Annotated in this window: 14 protein-coding genes; 5 read left to right on the top strand and 9 right to left on the bottom strand. The window is 49.6% G+C overall.

All coding sequences use genetic code 11. The annotated features are described in order from the left end of the window. The first annotated feature begins 7 nt into the window (after positions 1-7). Both GWC95_RS02170 and GWC95_RS02165 read left to right on the top strand, forming a co-directional pair. Positions 8-1,855 carry an outer membrane protein assembly factor BamB family protein gene (locus tag GWC95_RS02170; protein ID WP_161817027.1) on the top strand — a complete coding sequence of 616 codons (1,848 nt, stop codon included), beginning with the start codon at positions 8-10 and terminating at the stop codon, positions 1,853-1,855. A gap of 101 nt (positions 1,856-1,956) precedes the next feature. Then, the gene (locus tag GWC95_RS02165; RefSeq protein WP_161817026.1) at positions 1,957-2,832 is read left to right on the top strand and encodes an alpha/beta hydrolase; all 876 of its coding nucleotides are present in this window, start codon (positions 1,957-1,959) and stop codon (positions 2,830-2,832) included. Positions 2,833-2,902: 70 nt separating this feature from the next. On the opposite strand, the gene GWC95_RS02160 is transcribed toward GWC95_RS02165, so the two are convergent. Next, positions 2,903-3,274 (bottom strand): hypothetical protein, encoded by a 372-nt coding sequence (locus GWC95_RS02160; RefSeq protein ID WP_161817025.1) that lies wholly within the window; start codon positions 3,272-3,274, stop codon positions 2,903-2,905. A gap of 358 nt (positions 3,275-3,632) precedes the next feature. On the opposite strand from GWC95_RS02160, the gene GWC95_RS02155 reads away from it, so the two are divergent. Then, positions 3,633-6,050 (top strand): zinc-dependent metalloprotease, encoded by a 2,418-nt coding sequence (locus GWC95_RS02155; protein ID WP_161817024.1) that lies wholly within the window; start codon positions 3,633-3,635, stop codon positions 6,048-6,050. A 120-nt stretch (positions 6,051-6,170) separates the two neighbouring features. On the opposite strand, the gene GWC95_RS02150 is transcribed toward GWC95_RS02155, so the two are convergent. The 3 genes from GWC95_RS02150 to GWC95_RS02140 form a co-directional block, all read right to left on the bottom strand. Next, positions 6,171-7,319, bottom strand: a complete 1,149-nt coding sequence (locus tag GWC95_RS02150; RefSeq protein ID WP_161817023.1) for an OmpA family protein — start codon at positions 7,317-7,319, stop codon at positions 6,171-6,173. Between the two features lie 178 nt (positions 7,320-7,497). Beyond that, entirely contained in the window at positions 7,498-9,198 is a 1,701-nt protein-coding gene (locus tag GWC95_RS02145) for a pyruvate dehydrogenase complex dihydrolipoamide acetyltransferase (protein ID WP_161817022.1), read from the bottom strand. Between the two features lie 193 nt (positions 9,199-9,391). After that, positions 9,392-10,846 carry an isocitrate/isopropylmalate family dehydrogenase gene (locus GWC95_RS02140; protein WP_161817021.1) on the bottom strand — a complete coding sequence of 485 codons (1,455 nt, stop codon included), beginning with the start codon at positions 10,844-10,846 and terminating at the stop codon, positions 9,392-9,394. 232 nt (positions 10,847-11,078) lie between these two features. Between GWC95_RS02140 and apaG the strand changes: the two genes are divergently transcribed. Further along, the gene (apaG, locus tag GWC95_RS02135; RefSeq protein ID WP_161817020.1) at positions 11,079-11,465 is read left to right on the top strand and encodes a Co2+/Mg2+ efflux protein ApaG; all 387 of its coding nucleotides are present in this window, start codon (positions 11,079-11,081) and stop codon (positions 11,463-11,465) included. Between the two features lie 100 nt (positions 11,466-11,565). Here apaG and gldB read toward each other — a convergent pair whose 3' ends face one another. Continuing rightward, positions 11,566-12,561 (bottom strand): gliding motility lipoprotein GldB, encoded by a 996-nt coding sequence (gene gldB / locus GWC95_RS02130; protein WP_237722031.1) that lies wholly within the window; start codon positions 12,559-12,561, stop codon positions 11,566-11,568. A gap of 76 nt (positions 12,562-12,637) precedes the next feature. Then, positions 12,638-14,071, bottom strand: a complete 1,434-nt coding sequence (locus tag GWC95_RS02125) for a serpin family protein (RefSeq protein WP_161817019.1) — start codon at positions 14,069-14,071, stop codon at positions 12,638-12,640. Positions 14,072-14,151: 80 nt separating this feature from the next. Here GWC95_RS02125 and GWC95_RS02120 point away from each other — a divergent pair, with 80 nt between their 5' ends. Next, positions 14,152-15,834: an NAD+ synthase gene (locus tag GWC95_RS02120; protein WP_161817018.1), complete on the top strand. Its 1,683-nt coding sequence runs from the start codon at positions 14,152-14,154 to the stop codon at positions 15,832-15,834. A 33-nt stretch (positions 15,835-15,867) separates the two neighbouring features. Here the strand turns inward: GWC95_RS02120 and GWC95_RS02115 are convergent, their stop codons facing one another. Genes GWC95_RS02115 through GWC95_RS02105 form a run of 3 tightly spaced genes read right to left on the bottom strand, consistent with a single transcriptional unit; the run spans position 15,868 to position 17,317 of the window. Continuing rightward, complete coding sequence (locus GWC95_RS02115; RefSeq protein WP_161817017.1) at positions 15,868-16,275, bottom strand: SET domain-containing protein; 408 nt, start codon at positions 16,273-16,275, stop codon at positions 15,868-15,870. A gap of 6 nt (positions 16,276-16,281) precedes the next feature. Further along, positions 16,282-16,449 carry a hypothetical protein gene (locus GWC95_RS02110; RefSeq protein ID WP_161817016.1) on the bottom strand — a complete coding sequence of 56 codons (168 nt, stop codon included), beginning with the start codon at positions 16,447-16,449 and terminating at the stop codon, positions 16,282-16,284. A 34-nt stretch (positions 16,450-16,483) separates the two neighbouring features. Continuing rightward, positions 16,484-17,317: a universal stress protein gene (locus GWC95_RS02105; protein ID WP_161817015.1), complete on the bottom strand. Its 834-nt coding sequence runs from the start codon at positions 17,315-17,317 to the stop codon at positions 16,484-16,486. Between the last annotated feature and the right edge of the window lie 96 nt (positions 17,318-17,413).

Genomic DNA, 17,413 nt, shown 5'->3' with positions numbered 1-17,413 from the left:
TCCGGCCATGAAAAGATTTATGTTGCTGCTGGCCCTCTCTGCCGGTGTTTTTTGTGCCGATGCACAGTGGAAACCCTTCCGTTTTGCCTTTATTTCAGACACACACATCAGCGCGCCGGGCGGTACGCAGGAAGAGGATCTGCGCAGGACCGTTGCCGATATCAATGCCATGAACGATATCGCTTTTGTGGTGATCACCGGCGACATCACCGAACTGGGCACCGATGCCGAGATAAGGCTCGCCAAAGAGATCCTCGACGGACTCAAAGTAAAATACTACATCATCCCCGGTAACCACGACAGTGGCTGGAGCGAAAGCGGCGGCGTAACGTTTGGCAACGTTTTCGGGTACGATAAATTCAATTTCGAATACAACGGGATCCATTTCCTGGGCTGCGCCTCCGGCCCTTTTGTGCGCATGAGCGATGGGCACATCCCGCGCGATGCGGTGAACTGGCTGGATAAAGAACTGAAAAAGATCGATCCGAAAGAGCCCGTTGTCTTTCTCAATCACTATCCCATCGACAATGCGCTCGACAACTGGTACGAAGCCATCGATCGCCTCAAACAACACAATACCCTGGCCATCCTCTGCGGCCACGGGCACAACAACCATGCGCTGAATTTTGAAGAGATCCCCGGCGTGATGGGCCGCTCTAACCTGCGCGCAAAAGCGGAATACGGTGGTTACAACCTGGTTGAGGTTCGTACCGATTCAATGATCTTCTCTGAAAGAACCCCCGGCATCGCCACAAAAAAACCATGGACGCGCGTGAAACTCGAGCCGCATCAATATGACCTTACAAAAACATTTCCGCGTCCGTCTTACAAAGTGAACGACAGCTTCCCGTCCGTCCGTTCAAAATGGACCTATGCTTCAGACGCGAACGTGATCTCTACGCCCGCAGTTACCAGCAAACTCGTGATCTTTGGGAACGCGGTTGGAAGAGTAGATGCCCTGTCTCTTTCCAACGGAAAAAAACAATGGTCGTTTACAACAGACGGCTCTGTTTTTTCATCGCCAGCGGTAAGCAACAACAAGGTGGTATTTGGATCGGGCGACGGCTACGTATACTGCCTCAATACTGCGAACGGGAAACAGGTCTGGAAATACAAAACAGGAGCAGCCGTATTGGGTTGCCCGCTTATTTCCGGCAACACGGTATACATCGGGGGCAGCGATCACCATTTCCGCGCAATAGATCTTTCTACGGGAACGGAAATATGGAATTTTGAAGGCCTGGAAGGGCCGGTTATGAGCACACCTGTTCTTTATAAAAACACGCTTGTTTTTGGCGCGTGGGACAGGCACCTTTACGCATTGGATGCCGCCACCGGCAAAATGGTTTGGAAATGGAACAACGGATCTACCGTCCGGAATTTTTCTCCCGCCGCCTGCATACCGGTCATACACGATGATGTTGTTTACGTTGTTGCGCCCGACCGTTACCTGAGCGCCATCGATTTTACCACCGGCAAAACATTGTGGCGCAACAATGAATCAACCGTAAGGGAATCCATCGGTATTTCGGCCGACGGGAAATTTGTTTATGGAAAAACGATGAATGATACCATCGTTGCGTTCCCCACATCAAAAGAAAAACAACGCGCCGCCTGGAAACTCGATTGCGGTTTTGGCTACGAGCATGTGCCTTCAATGCTGATTGAAAAAGACGGGCTCGTATTCTTTGGAACCAAGAACGGTCAGGTATATGCCATCAACCCGGGCACCCTGAAACGCGTATGGACCGCCAAGATCGATAACTCCATGGTGAACACGGTGAACGTGATCAATGGCAAACAGGTATTGGCATCCACAATGGATGGAAAGATCGCGTTGCTCGAATCTAACTGATCGTAAAAGTCAAAAAAAGGAAAGCAGGAAAAGATGCAGGGAGCCTGCAATTAAGGTATCCCGTGTCCTGTTCCTGCCCTCGTCTCTTTAAAAATACACCTATGCGCCTACTCATCCTCGTTTTTTGTGTTGCCGTCCAATTCAGCGCAAATGCGCAGCAGCGCTTCTTTTTGTATCCATCGGAAGAAGGTATTGTAAACAAAGGGTTTGATACGATCGCTCCGTATATGGACTATTATCCTTCGGCCAATCCTTCGCTCAAAAAAACCTGTGTGCTGGTTTGCCCGGGCGGTGGCTATACCCATCTCGCCTGGGAAAAAGAAGGCACATTGCCTGCCCGGTTCTTCAATGAGAACGGGATCGATGTGTTTGTGCTGAAATACCGGCTCAACAATGCGAAACAGGAGGGCCATCGTTTTCCGGATCAATACAATGATGTAACCACCGCTATCCGCATCATCCGGAGCAAGGCGGACGAGTTTCACATCGATGCAGACAAAACAGGCGTGATGGGGTTTTCTGCAGGCGGGCACCTGGCCTCCATGCTCACTACCATTTACAAACCTGCAGACGCGAACGCCGCGGACCCGCTCAACAGGATCAGCACGCGCCCATCGTTCTCCATCCTTGTTTACCCCGTTATTACAATGGATACCAGCTTTGCCCACCGGGGAAGCCGCAATATGTTACTGGGGCCCACCCCCGAAGAATCAATGGTAGCCGCGTTATCGACCGACAAACGCATCACACCGCAAACCCCTCCCGTATTACTGATCCATGCCGACGACGATAAAACGGTTCCGCTTTTAAACAGTGTTGTTTTTTATGAGGCTTTAAAGAAAAACAAAGTACCTGCTTCACTTTGGGTGTTCGATCATGGTGGCCATGGGTTCGGCATGGCCGTTGCCGATCCTGTGCTCAACCGCTGGCCCGCTCTTTGTATACAATGGTTGCAGAAGCAGGGGTTTGGCAAATAGTTCATAAAATTTCCCGGGAAGAAATGGCGGGTATTAAAGAAATATTTTTTTAACTTACAAAGTCTCATCATTAACAAAACACAACTCCTATTACCATGGCAAAAGCAAGCAAGAAAAAAGCCGCGAAAAAAGCCGTAAAAAAGGCCGCACCCAAGAAAGCCGTAAAGAAGGCAGCTAAGAAATCAGCACCTAAAAAAGCCGCGAAAAAAGCAGCGCCAAAGAAAAAATCAGCGCCGAAAAAAGCAGCCAAGAAAGCAGTAAAAAAATCTGCACCTAAGAAATCTGCCGTTAAAAAAGCGGTGAAAAAATCCGGCGCTAAAAAAGCAGCCAAAAAAGCAGCGCCAAAGAAGGCAGCTAAAAAATCGGCACCAAAAAAAGCAGCGCCAAAAAAAGCAGCCAGGAAGGCCGCACCAAAGAAAGCAGCTAAAAAATCAGCACCCAAAAAAGCGGCACCAGCTAAAAAGCCGGTGGCTAAAAAGAAGCCAGCCGTTAAAAAACCAACCTCAGCGCCTGCGCCCGTTCCTGCATCTGAACCTGTAGAGGATCCAAAAGCTACGGTTGTTGAAACACCGCAAACATCATTGTTCCCTGAAGACCGCGAAGCACCCGGATCTGGCAGTGATGATCAAAAATCTTAGGTTCCCTAAACGCATCCTGCCCCCTCTCTGCATCAGGGAGGGGCTTTTTTTTGCTCACAAATAGAATCACCAAGGTGCGGTGCGGTACGCATCACCGGAAAAAACCGGGCAGGACGGGTCTGCCGAAATTCAATATCTTAGCAAAGACCAAAACCAACCCACATGCGTTTTCTCTGCATTACCGTGTTATGCCTTTCCACGCTGTTCTCTTCTGCCCAGTCGAAGATCGCCGACAAAACAAAAAATATGAAACGCTTCGATGGCTATTTCACTTTTTGGTGGGACGCTGCGAATGGCAAGATCTGGCTCCAGGTTGATAAACTGGATAAGGAATTCCTGTATGTAAACTCATTGCCCGCGGGATTGGGATCCAACGACATCGGGCTCGACCGCGGGTTGATCGGCGGCTCGCGCATTGTTTTCTTTAATAAGGTCGGGAAAAAATTATTCCTTGTTCAACCCAACTATAGCTATCGCGCTTCTTCAAACGACAAAAATGAACAACGCGCCGTTCGCGAATCGTTTGCACAGTCTACGATAGCAAGCTTTGTAGTGGATGAAGACGAAGGCGACAAGGTATTGGTAGATGCCACTTCATTCTTTGTACGTGACGCGCAGAATGTGGCGGACCGCATACGCAACATGCGCCAGGGCACTTATGTTTTCAGCGAACCTCGTTCGGCGATGTATATGGCCAACACCAAAAATTTTCCATTGAACAGCGAGTTCGAAGCAAGCATCACCTTTGTTGGGGGCAGCGATGCGGGACGTTTTGTAAGCGCCGTTACCCCTTCCAACGAAGCCATCACCGTTCGCATGCACCACTCGTTTGTGCAGCTTCCCGACGATAAATACAAGCCGCGCCGTTACGATGTGCGCAGCGGCTATTTCGGGATCTCTTATTTCGATTACAGCAGCCCGCTGTCGGATCCCATCGAGAAAATGTTTATCTCACGCCACCGCCTCGAGAAAAAAGACCCTTCGGCAGCAGTGAGCGAGGCAGTGAAACCCATCACTTATTACCTTGACAACGGAACACCCGAACCGATCCGTTCCGCATTGCTCGACGGCGCCAAATGGTGGAACCAGGCTTTTGAGGCCGCAGGCTTTAAAGATGCTTTCATCGTAAAAATATTACCGGATACAGCAGACGCGATGGACATCCGTTACAACATGGTGAACTGGGTTCACCGCTCTTCGCGCGGATGGAGCTATGGCGCATCGATCACAGATCCACGCACGGGCGAGATCATCAAAGGACAGGTAACACTCGGTTCCCTCCGTGTAAGACAGGATTTCCTGATCTTCTCAGGGTTGCTCTCTCCGTTTGCCAAAGAACCACAAAACGGCGAATTGTATGTTCCGGAAACAGAACCGATGAGAACCGCGGCACTGCAGCGTTTGCGGCAGTTGTCGGCGCACGAGATCGGTCATACGCTCGGCCTGCAGCACAACTACGCATCAAGTTTTAACAACCGTGCTTCGGTAATGGATTACCCGCATCCAAATGTTTTTATAAATGGGAAAGGCGATCTCGATCTTACCCAGGTTTATACCAATGAAATAGGAGAATGGGACAAACGCGCCATTATGTACGGCTATTCTGTGTTTCCTGCAACCACCGATGAAACCGGCAACCTGAACGCATTGCTGGAAGAAAATACACGCAAGGGTCTGCTCTTTATTGCCGACGCAGATGCGCGCGCCGCAGGCGGATTACATCCCAAAGCACATTTGTGGGACAATGGGAACGACGCAGCAGAAGAATTGAAAAACGTGCTCCGGGTGCGCCAGAAAGCGCTCGCCAATTTTTCTGAAAAAGCCATCCGCGTAAATACGCCCATGGCGAGGATAGAGGATGTGCTTGTTCCCGTATACAATTACCACCGTTACCAACTCGAAGCCATCTGCAAACTCATCGGCGGTATGGATTACAGTTACAGCGTTCGCGGCGATAAACAGCAAACACCGCAGGTACTTCCAAAAGCGGTCCAGGAAAAAGCATTGCAGGCAGCGCTCGATTGTTTATCACCCGAAACACTCTCCATACCGGAAAAAATAACCCAGCTCATTCCACCGCGCCCGCCCATGTTTTATGGAGTGGGAGAACTTTTTTCAAAAAGAACAGGCATGAGTTTCGATCCGCTGGCGGCCGCAGAGGCGCTTACGGAATACGAACTCGATTTCCTGTTCCATGTTGAACGGGCCAACCGCCTGGCAGAATTCAAAGCACAGGCCGGTAGCGTTGGCTGGGATGATGTGCTCGACGCCATCCTTGCAAAAACATGGAAAACACCGCGGTTGCAGGGACTGAAAGAAGAGATCCGCCTGCAAACGCAACAGATGGTATTGACTGCATTATTGAGCCTTAGCCAGAACGACAATGCCAATTACGCGGTGAAATCGATCTGCTACAGCCGTCTTCAATCACTCAAAGAATATGCGCAGCGCATGAAAACAACAGATACACGTGGCCATTACGCTTACGCGATCGAGCGTATTGAAAAGCCGAAAGACATTCCGCAACCGCAACACAAAGACATCCCGCCGGGTGCGCCGATAGGGTGCGACTGGAACTGATGCGCAGGATGGGGGAGAGATTTTAAAACAAAAACGGCGGGCCAAAATTGGCCCGCCGTTTTATGTCAACGCTATCGTATAATTTTTTATGATTGAACAAACGAATTTCCATTCACAAAATCATTTTATTAAAACAATCTCTACTCTCCTGTTCTTCTGTCTGCCTTCTCCCGTAGCATTGGTACTTACCGGGAGCGTGGCGGCAAAACCTTTGGTAATGATGATGTCTGCGGGATAATTCAACCTGTCGATCAAATATTTTTTTACTGTTTCGGCACGGCTGATGGATAACTTCTGGTTGTATGTGTTGTTGCCAAGACTGTCTGTATGCCCCAATATTTCAATGCGTTTAAAGGTTTTGTTTTTGATCTTATCGATCAGCGTATCCAGTCGGTAGGCAAATGCAGGATTCAGGTCTTTCTTGTCGAATTTGAAAAGCACATCGGGTATTACCAGCGTATCGTTCACAACCGGTGGTGGCGCAACCACAATGGGGGCGGGTACGGGCGTATCTGTCTTTGTCTCGTCTTTGGGTGTGGGGGTTGAAACAACTTCCTCTTCTTCATCAATAAATTTCCCCGGTGTATGGCGGTAGTTGTTCAGGTATAGTTTTTCTTTATTGACGCTGATCTCTGCACAAGCGCCGGTGTTCCCATCTACGGAACGGAGTGAAACATTATCGATCTCGTAGATGATCAAGCCGCGCTGCTGCGAACCCTTACCGGGAAAAACATCCCTTTCAAGGTTCCCGATCAACACATATTTTTCTTCGCCGGTTGCAACAAAACGCAATTCATATTCCTTCCATCCCACAGGCTGGTCGTTGGTTTTATCAGCCGGCTTTATGGTGTACCGGCTTTTTTCACTTAAGATCCTTCCCTGGAAACGGAAGGGCTCGAAATTTGTCCACAGCAGGTTCATGTGATGAAAATCATCATTGCCACCTGTCCTGAAAAACGCGGTGAACCTATATTCTTTCCCTTTTTCCAGGGAGCAAAGCAGTTTTGTATAGAGATAGGTTCTGCCGATGCCGGGCCGTTTCACGTTCTCCATTACAATATTATCGTGGTGGTTGCCGATCAGGAAACCCGCGGTGCCCTTGTTGGCCGATACGGCATCGAGCGGTATGCGAAACCATCCTTCCGGCGCACATACTTTGTGCAGCTCTGTGCATGTGTTCCGGTCTTCAAAGCCGGGGTTGGCAATGAGGTTCTGCGCATGCGCTTTAATGCATGGCAGCAGAAGCAGTGAAAGCAGCAGCCTGGTCATTGTTTAAATATCAACAATCAAATCCAAACTTTTTGTTAACGCACCGCGGCACATTCTGCTCCGCAAAGGCATTGCCCGGATTGCTGCGCGATAAGTTGCGGGGGATCTGGCCCATGCAAAAAAAAGTCCCTGAATGTTCAGGGACTTATAGATATCATCCGGAATTACGGTAAATGTTTTAAACCAGCATCCGCAAAGGCTCTTCCAGCAGGCTTTTCAGCGTTTGCAGGAAGGCTGCGCCGGTGGCGCCGTCTACTGCGCGGTGATCGCAGCTCATGGTTACTTTCATAACGTTGCCGGGAACCACCTGCCCATTCTTTACTACCGGCACCTGCGATATTCCACCTACGGCAAGAATACATGCATCCGGCGGGTTGATGATGGCGGTAAACTGGTCGATGCCAAACATACCCAGGTTAGAAATGGTGAAGGTGCTTCCTTCCCAATCGGCCGGTTGTAATTTTTTATCTTTTGCTTTCTGTGCGTATTCTTTTACTTCTGCACCGATCTGGCTCAGCGATTTTCCATCGGCGAAACGAACAACGGGTACCAGCAGCCCGTCTTCTACTGCAACGGCAACGCCGATGTTGATGTGGTGGTTGTAACGGATCTTGTCTCCCAGCCAGCTGCTGTTCACTTTCGGATGCTGGCGCAAGGCGAGTGCGGTTGCTTTCAGCACCATATCGTTAAAGCTGATCTTTACCGGCGCCACTTCGTTGATCCTGGTACGTGCCGCAACAGCGGCATCCATATCGATCGTCATGGTGAGGTAGAAATGCGGTGCGGTGAACAGGCTCTCACTCAGGCGGCGCGCAATGGTTTTGCGCATCTGCGAAACAGGCACTTCATCAAAACTCACCACGCCCGATGGTGCCGCAGGCGCCGCCGCTTTCGCAGCTGGTGCAGGTGCAGGGGCGTTTGCCGCCGCTGCCGGTTTGTAATTATCGATGTCTGTTTTTGTAATTCTTCCGTTATCGCCCGTGCCTTTCACATAACGAAGGTCGATGCCTTTTTCCGTCGCCATTTTTTTTGCGAGCGGTGAAGCAAAGATCCTTCCGTCGTTCACTACTTCTGGTTGCGGCTGCGTGGGTTGTTGTGGCTGGTTTGCGGGTGCGGCATCGGTCTGTTGCTGCGCCGCCGGCTGTTGTTCGGCAGGCTTTTGGTCCGCTGCAGGTTGTGGTGCACCGCCGCCGGCTTTTACCGCGGCTACGATGGCATCAACATTTGTTCCCTGTTTGCCGATGATGCAGAGCAGGTCGTTTACCTGTATCTTATCGCCGGCCTTGGCGCCCTGGTATAACAGAACTCCGTCTTTGTAAGACTCCAGTTCCATCGTGGCCTTATCGGTTTCGATATCTGCCAGCACCTCTCCTTTTGCCACGGTATCCCCAACGTTTTTCTGCCATCCGGCGATCACGCCTTCTGTCATGGTATCGCTCAACCGCGGCATCAGTACAACACCATCCATGCCTTCTACATTTGAAGCGGCGGGTTTTGCTTCGGCGGCAGGGGCCGCTTCTGCTTTTGGTTGTTCAGCGGGTTTCGGCGCTTCTTTAGGCGCCTGTTCTGCGGGTTTCGCATCCGCTGCGGGTTTTGCGCCACCTGGTGCATGTTGCGCAACCAGTGCAGATACATCTTCACCGGCTTTTCCAAAGATGGCAAGGAGGTCGTTCACCTGCAGTTTGCCGCCGGTAGGTGTACCGATGTATAATAACACGCCATCCTGGTAACTTTCCAGCTCCATGGTGGCTTTGTCTGTTTCCACTTCTGCCAGCAGGTCGCCCTTCTTCACGGTATCCCCGATATTTTTATGCCATGCGGCAATAACACCTTCGGTCATGGTATCGCTAAGACGGGGCATTAAGATCGCTTCAGCCATAGTTCGATTGCTCTTTTAAATGAGGCGTGAAATTACTAAGAATCGTTGACTCTCAATCGCCGATTTTCAGGATTTTGGCAGGATCGGGTGTGATTTCCTCCCTGAACGGCGGGAAATCTCCTTAATTTATCTGCAACCAAAGCAGATCAGCCGATCCCTCATTGGATCCGTACAATAAATCAAAAAGTTTACGCTATTGCCCCTGTGCCAGGCTATAAGCTTTCTTATCGCCCCACATATCCAGCAACTCCGTTGAGCAGATCTTGAAATCCTGCGAGAGCCTTTTGTACAGTTCCATGATGTCTACCTGCGTTACCGCAACATCTCCCAGGCTTTCAAAACGTGCACAATAAAGGTTTACAAGGTTGGTGAAAGATGATCCCTTGGGCCACACCTGTGTTCCGCGGTTGCTGATGGTTACGAGTTTGAAGAGATTGGCGGTATGATGCAGGCATTTGTCTGCCACGGCCATCGGCTGCAGGTTGCTTTCGATAAACATATCTACACCTACAATCGACACCGTTCCTTCATCCTTGCTCTCGAGCATCGGGTTTTTCTCGAGTTTGAAATGGGTTTGTGTAGGCTCCTGGTTCGGGATAAATGGCCTTGCGTTGTGCGTCGGCTTTTTCCCGAAATTGCTGATCACCGCTTCCGCAAATGCGGTGGTGTTGAGCGATGGTGTGCTTTTATCGCCAAAATCGCCCGTATGCACGCCGCTTTCCAGCGTGTACAGCAGTGCATTTTCGATCATATTGGAAGGTTCCATCAGGCCAATGTGACGAAGCAGGTTGAAGCCGCTCAACAGCAGGGCGGTTGGATTGGCTATGTTCTTGCCCGCAATATCCGGTGCGGTTCCGTGCACCGCTTCAAATATGGAAATATGATCGCCGATGTTTGCGGAAGGGGCAAAACCAAGGCCGCCAACCAATCCTGCGCAAAGATCGCTTACGATATCACCCTGGAGATTGGTCAACACCACCGTATCAAAAAGGTCTGGGCGGCTCACCAGTTTCATACAGAGATCATCCACGATCACGTCGTCTGCATTCAGTTCCGGGTATTCTTTCGCCACCTCGTAAAACACTTCGAGAAAGAGGCCGTCGGTGAGTTTCATGATGTTTGCCTTATGACCACAGGTAATGCGCCTTGCACCTTTTTTCTTCGCCATTTCAAAGGCATATTTGATCACCTGCATGCTGCCCGGGCGGGTGATGAAACGGCGGCTCAGCGCCACATCATGCGTAAGCATGTGCTCAATACCGCCGTAGGTATCTTCAATATTTTCGCGCACAATGGTAATGTCGATGGGAATGCCCGCTTTACTGAACACCGTATCAACGCCGTGCAGGGTCTGGAAAGTCCTTTTGTTCGCATACGTGTTCCATGTTTTGCGCGCGGTTACGTTGATGCTTTTTACACCCTTTCCCTTCGGGGTTTCCATCGGCCCTTTGAACAGGATACCGAGCGATTCGATGGTTTGCTGCGCCTCCGGGGTCATGCCATTGCTGTAGCCTTTATCGAACACCCACTTACCCATGTCTACAAACTCAAACTCGAGGGGCAGTTCAGCCGCTTTGAAAATAGAAAGAACGGCGGCCATGATCTCCGGCCCGATACCATCTCCGTTAGCAACAGCAATTTTTGTCATAGGGAAATTTTAGAGTTGCAAAATTACGAGCAAATGGGTAGAATGCCATGTTATTTTACTCCGGCCCTGCTTTACGCAGTGTACCGCCACCTTTACACCTTCCGGCCGAAAAACAGCCACGATCACACCCAAAAAGGCCAAGGCGCACGGGGCCCTTACCGCCGGTAAAAAGATGCCCGTTTTAACAGCAACCTATCTGCCATTTCCTTATTTTTACTAAAAGCCCTCCCGCATGGTATCCAAAATTTCAGAAGGTGTTGAAATAAGCGTTGAGACCTTTTACCAGGCCGATTACAGCAACCCGCTGAACGGCGAATTTATGTTTGCCTACCGCATTACCATCGAGAACCACAACAATTTTACCGTAAAACTGCTGCGCCGTCAATGGTACATCTTCGACAGCAACGGCGAGCACCGCGAGGTGGAGGGCGAAGGCGTGGTAGGCGTTCAACCGGTTCTCAAACCCGGCGAAAACTACCAATACGTAAGCGGCTGCAACCTCCGCACAGAAATGGGCAAAATGCATGGCTCCTACCAAATGCAAAACGAGAACAGCAAACATTTGTTCTCGGTTAACATTCCGGCGTTTGAGATGATAGCACCGGGGAAAATGAATTAGGAATTAATAATTAGGAATTAGGAATTGGGAATTGAATATTTTCAGCTACCCGATCGCATTTCACAATTATTAATTCCTAATTCCTAATTCCTAATTATAACTATGGTTTGTATTTCGCCTCCTCAAAAATCTGCTTTGGATTTTTTTCCATCAATTGAAGCGGGGTGGTGCCGGGGTTTTTGGCCATCCATTTTTTAACGATCTGCCAGCCTACGAACTGGCCGATGTTTCCGGGCGATCTGTCGCCGAGCGCCTGTGTACTGGGGCCATCGCTCATATAATCTCTTGTAAAGTTGGGATCGTTTTTATAGAGCATGTCGTTTTGCACAAAAAAGCTCCAGATGTTTTTTTCGCTGGCATAACACTCGTCAAGCTGCTGTTGGGTGTAACCGGTCTTGAGTGTGTCGGCGGCCTCTGGCAGAAGCAGGTCCAGCAGGTATAGGCGTTTGCCCGATTCCACCATCTGCTCCACAAGGGGCCTGTTGAGGTTGTTCAGCGGGTACATGTCATCCACGATATTCCGGATGCAGTTCACTGGTATGTATTCGGGGGAAAACCTTCTTGAAATAAAGGTAGGATACATCTGCTGCCCCATGCTGCTCAGGTACAAAGGATAATCGCTCCCCATATACAACTGCAACCCTACGGCCAGCGCATTGGTGGTGATGATGTTTCCATAACTGTTGATCGGCCCGATGAACGTGATCAGCCGCGTAGGCAAACGATACGCCGGGAAATAATAATGCACGAACTGGAGCCCTCTCTTTACCGCCGCCTCGATCTTCGGAAAATCCCTGAATTTCTCCGGCACCAGGGCATTCATGCTTTGGTAACTGCGGATGAAACCCGGAACATCTTTTTCCACGCTGTCAGGTGCCGTTCCTAAAATATTATATAAGAAATCCTGCGTAAACCCGGGATGTTTCCGGTTGAGTTCGGTCAGCGAATTTTTTACGTGTAATGTATCTACCGCAAAAAAATCTTTTTCAAAGCGTTCAGTCTTCAACTCTACCTTGATACCCGATACATCCGGTGTTTTTTTTGAACTGCATGCAGCCAGCAGCGCCACAGAGAAAACCAAAACTATTTTTTTCATACCTGTTTATAAACGATCACAAAAGTAAACGCTGCCGCGTAAGAAAAAAGGGTATCCGTATAATTGTGTGTTAAAGCTATTTCGAGACCACCAGCAGGAGACCTCCTTCCTTGGTTCTGTCGTTCACGTACACGGAACCATACAACTGTTTCGACAACAATTGCAATGGTGAAAGCGTAAGAAATTTCTCCGGCAGTTTCTCGATCAACTGTTCCCCGTTCCTGATGGTGAGCAGCACCGGCTGTGGCTCATCGGCTTTGTCTGCAAGGCTCATGGTCGTCAGCAGCTCACTCTCGTCACCGCTTACATACACGCGGTTGTAACGCGCTTCTGTAAAACGGAAAACATCCTGCCCCTTGATCGAGTGCCATGCAATATTCTGGTCCCTGCCGATCTTCAGGTAAATCATTTTTGGCGAGTTCCAGTTGTTGGCGCGCGATGTTACCATTGCCTGCGGAGCAAAGTCTACCCAGGGCCGGTTGGCGCGGATGCGTTTTTCCTGCATCTGCACCAGTTCCGAGTTGAGTTTAAATATGGCGTACGTGCCGCTGTCGGTGCTGATCATCTCCTGCAGGTAAAGCGCGTTGGCAATACCTCCGTCGGATGCGGCGAAACCTTTTTTGAAATCCTTGATCATCCCGGGCGTGAACGCGCTGTAGCGCTGCCTGATCTCATTTCTCCGTGCAATGGGAAAAGAAATGGTGTACATGCCCCTTACTGTTTTTAAAGATCCATCCGCATACATTCCCTGCGCCTGCAGGCAATTGCATGATTTGTTCTGGAAGATCTGCATCGTCTTCAACTTCGTTTTCTGAAGCGAGAACGTTTCACTCGTCATCAGCTCTTCGGCGAAAGGAATGGTGTTGATGGTAAGGTCGGTAGACAGGCGGTAATTGTTGTATTTGTCGTACACAACGATGTGTGTATTGCCATTGTTGTCTAAAAATGTCTCCGGCTCATCGTCCCGTTCCTTATCGTGTTTGAAGGTGTAGGCAAGGTTTTTTTTCACCAGCCCGTCATTGCCGATGATGGCTGCCTGGATGAATGCCGAATCGGGCCCGCGTTTGAAGTACTGGAAATAAAGCACGTTCTTTTTATCGGGGCTCGCAAGCACATTCATCTGCGGGCTCATCCGGAGCGAGTCTTGCAGGCGCCTGACCTCGTTGCCGTTTTCATCAAGCTCTATAAAATGGTAGCTGACGCCTTGTTCGGCGTTCGCCGTAACACCCGCGAAAACGATCGACCGCTCAAAAACCAGGATAGAAGAGATCTGCCGCGGAAACGTATAGAAACGTTTGTTACCCGTTTGCGAAACGGTATCGTAGATAAAAAGATCAAGCCCGCCCTGCGTCAGCCGGTTGATCAGGAAAAAATGATTGCCCACTTTTCCAACCACGCCCTGGTACACCCAGGAAAGATCTTTGACAGGAAAAAAACGAAACTCATGCGATTGCGCCGTGCCGGTAAAAGACACAACCAGGAAGTAAGCAAATAACGCTGCTCTTTTCATGAAGAAACATTGTCCGGTAAGGGGCCGGATTTTCTGATGCAAAAAAATAAAACCTGCGAAAAGTTACGGAACTTTACCGCATGAAAATCTTTTTAGCGCAGCAGAATTACCATATCGGGAATTTTGAAAGCAATACCAATAAGATCATCTCCGCCATCAGGGAAGCAAAAGCGCAGGGGGGCGACCTGATCATGTTCAGCGAGATGTGCGTAAGCGGGTATCCTGCAAGGGATTTTGTAGAGTTCAATGATTTTATAGGAAAATGTTACGACGCCGTTGACCGCATCCGCGAAGAAGCCGACACCATCGCCGTACTGATCGGAAGCCCGGCAAGAAATACCGTTCACAAAGGAAAAAGCCTGTTCAACGCCGCTTTCTTCCTGTACGAAAAAGAGATCAAAGCCGAGATACACAAAACCTTATTGCCCACCTACGATGTGTTCGACGAATACCGCTACTTCGAACCCGCATTCGATTGGAAAGTGGTACCGTTCAAAGGAAAAAAACTGGCCATCACCATCTGCGAAGACATATGGAACCTCGGCGACAATCCGCTGTACCGCATCTGCCCCATGGACCAGCTCATGGAACAGCAACCCGATCTCATGCTCAACATCAGCGCATCGCCGTTTGATTATACGCACGATGAGGACCGCAAATCGGTGATCAAGGCAAACGTTGTGAAATACAGGATCCCGATGTTCTATTGCAACTCGGTGGGCAGCCAGACAGAAGTGGTGTTCGATGGCGCTTCGCTGATCTTTGACAAAGACGCCAACCTCTGCAAAGCATTGCCCATGTTTGAAGAGGCGATGGAAAGCGTGGTGCTGCTCGACAATGGGATGATAGATGCGCCCATCATCGAACCGGCGAGCCGTGTGCCTGATAAAGAACTCAATCCCGTTACACTGGAACCCAAATTGAACATCGCGCAGGTGTACGACGCATTGATATTGGGCATCCGCGATTATTTTACAAAAATGGGGTTCAGCAAAGCGATCCTCGGATCATCCGGCGGGGTTGATTCTGCCGTAACACTCGCCATCGCCTGCGATGCACTGGGGAAAGAGAACGTACATGCCGTACTGATGCCATCGCCCTACTCAACCAGCCACTCGGTTGATGACGCCGTTGCACTCAGCAAAAACCTGGGCAATCCGTACGAGATCATCCGCATCAACGATGTATACGAATCTTTTTTACAAACACTCAAACCCGTTTTCAAAGACCTTCCCTTCTCGCTTGCAGAAGAGAACATACAAAGCCGCACACGCGGAAACCTGCTGATGGCGATCGCTAATAAATTCGGCTATATCTTACTCAACACATCCAACAAAAGCGAACTGGCCACAGGGTATGGTACATTGTATGGCGATATGGCCGGCGGACTTGGTGTGCTGGGCGATTGTTACAAACTGCAGATCTACGAGCTCGCAACATTCATCAACAGGAACGGGGAGATCATCCCGGGCAACATCCTAAGCAAACCACCGAGTGCCGAACTTCGCCCGGGGCAGAAAGACAGCGACAGCCTGCCTGATTACGAAGTGATGGACCAGGTACTCTACCAATACATTGAAAGAAGGCTGGGACCGGAAGAAATAAAGATCCAGGGATTTGATGCGGCCCTTGTAGACCGCATCCTGAAAATGGTGAATACAAACGAGTACAAAAGAAACCAGTTCTGCCCCATCATCCGCGTATCGCCAAAAGCATTTGGCGTGGGCAGAAGGGTGCCGATCGTTGGGAAATACCTCGGGTAGTACGCTTGAAGCTCAACCGGTAAAAAGATTTCCCTATTTACCAAGGCTCTTAACCACATCCCAATACTCCTTTCCGTATCCAACCAATATTTCGGCGCCGGCAGGAATTTTTTTGGTGGAAACGATATAGACCTTTTTGTTGTCTTCTTCGTACTTGCAGTTGTTAAGCACACCTTCAATACGGCTCAGGCCTTTTGCATCGTTGGCGAGCTGGGCCAATCCGGGTTTGTAGTTTTTTGCGTCGATCACGTGGTTTTTGTTCACATAAAAAACATAACCGTTGAATACGGGGTTGTCTGTGATCTCTTTCCATGTTTTGATCACACCTTTGTATTCTACAATACGCGTGCCGCGTGGGATCTCTTTCGTGGTAAACAAACCTTTTCCTGCGTTGGGTAAACCGGATCGTTTTACGATCAATTGCTTTTCGAGTAGGGCCATAATGGGTTAAAAATTTTCAGCGTCACTGTCGAGGTCCTCGGGTTGCATGCCATCCTGTTTTTCAGGCTCTATATAACCTTCGTCTTCTCGGGATGGCAAATATGCATCATTATCATGAGCTTTCGGGGCAGTTTCTTCTTCTGTCTTTTTTATTTGTTTTTTGGGATCTTTCATAAAACGATAACATGGGTTTAGTGAGCTCGTTCTGTTATTTGTGCACCACCATTACTGGAACATGGCTGTGAAAGGCAAGTATTTTTGTATGGTTCCCGGCAAACAATCCTGCAAAAAAACCATGTTCTTTCGGAACGGAAATGACCAGGTCAATCGCATGTTCCGTTACAAAATCATTCACCGCTTCCGCAAAATTTTTGTTTTCTGTGAAATGATATTCGGGATGCAGCTCCTGCAAAACATCATGCACCGCAAAATCTTCACCCATCACTTCGGAAGGAAGGGTAACCGGTTCTTTGTTCTCTACATGAAAAACAAAAAACTTAGCGCCTGCCCGATCGATGAATTGTTTGATGCGCTGCACCGGAACCGTGGTATCTGCGCGCTCAAAATCGCTCGCCAGCATTACCGACCTGACCCGGTTGAACGATGCGCCTGCCGGTACAATGATCACCGGCACCCGGGTATGTTTTGCAACAGACACGGTGTTGCTGCCGATCAGTTTTTCCTCGAGCACACTTCCACCGGTAATGCCCATTACAACCAGTGCCGCATTGGTTTTTGTACAAACTTCGTCCAGGCCATCTGCAAGCGCCCCATACTCGTTGAGGTGCTCAACCTGTATATCGCCCGCAAAGGCTTTCACCTGCACCTCGAAATTTTCAAGCGATTTTGCTGCGTTTGCCTTAACCGATTCCATATCGAGCATCTGCACACCCGGCGAGATCGGATCGATGGTAAGCGGGATCTCGTACGAATGATACAGCACAATGCGCGGAATACCCAACTGTTTCGCCAGCTCCAAAGCATACCGCGCGGCATTTTTTGCGGTGGGTGAAAAATCGGTGGGGAGAAGGATGGATTGCATGGCTTACGTGTTTGGTGGCCGGTAATGAACCGGCTAAAAAAAGCATGCCCCTGCACCGTTCCGGCGCAGAAAAACCTGTTAAAAAAAAGCGGGCGC

It is taken from the genome of Sediminibacterium roseum (genome assembly GCF_009939005.1).
In the GTDB taxonomy this organism is placed as follows: domain Bacteria; phylum Bacteroidota; class Bacteroidia; order Chitinophagales; family Chitinophagaceae; genus Sediminibacterium; species Sediminibacterium roseum.
Note: the sequence above shows the minus strand (reverse complement) of the source record. Positions and strands in the feature narration are given on the sequence as shown.